Annotated in this window: 1 protein-coding gene; it reads right to left on the reverse strand. The window is 36.1% G+C overall.

Annotated features, from left to right (window positions below):
* Positions 1–26: 26 nt before the first annotated feature.
* Entirely contained in the window at positions 27–542 is a 516-nt protein-coding gene (locus HC728_RS19785) for a hypothetical protein (RefSeq protein ID WP_017018081.1), read from the reverse strand.
* Between the last annotated feature and the right edge of the window lie 50 nt (positions 543–592).

A 592-nucleotide genomic window follows, 5' to 3' on the forward strand; every position in this document is an offset into this window, starting at 1 on the left:
TGTAGCAAATCGTGTTGATGCGATTGTTATGTTGTTTCTCCAAGCGCCTGTTTAAGCTCATTAATTGCATAAATTAACTTAAGATTTGTCTGAGGGACTCTATTCAGTTTCATTCCAAGATCAACAACATCAATTTCAGATATCCCCCCTTCGGAGTCAATCCATGAGCTATACAAATAAATAAGATCAGTCAGAGAACCAACCTTACTTCTATTGTCAGTTTTGGTGTATTGGATTATCGTTTGATTATCAGAAAATGCAGCGATAGTCTGAGGACTAATACCTTCCGCTTTCAACTGCAAACACAACCCTTCAAGAAAATGCTTTCTTAACGTTTTTATATGCTCTTTTCGGACACCGACAATGATAAATGAGAATAAAGTTTTCTCTTCCATAAAGATTAAAACTTTACGGCGATTTTGAGTAAATGAGTTAACAAACCAATTACCTAGAACAAACCTCTCCGGTTCGATTTCACTTAAGTCACTTGGTTTCAGGCCAATGAAATCTTGAACTTTTTTGGTACATTTAAACTGAAACATAGCTCACCCCAAGCTGCTGAAAACCTTATTTTACACCAACAACATAACGC

It is taken from the genome of Aliivibrio sp. S10_S31 (genome assembly GCF_014694495.1).
GTDB classification, from domain to species: Bacteria; Pseudomonadota; Gammaproteobacteria; order Enterobacterales; family Vibrionaceae; genus Aliivibrio; species Aliivibrio fischeri.

Coding starts and splice junctions, on each gene's coding strand:
- HC728_RS19785 (WP_017018081.1), bottom strand. CDS start 542: ATGTTTCAGTTTAAATGTACCAAAAAAGTTCAAGATTTCATTGGCCTG.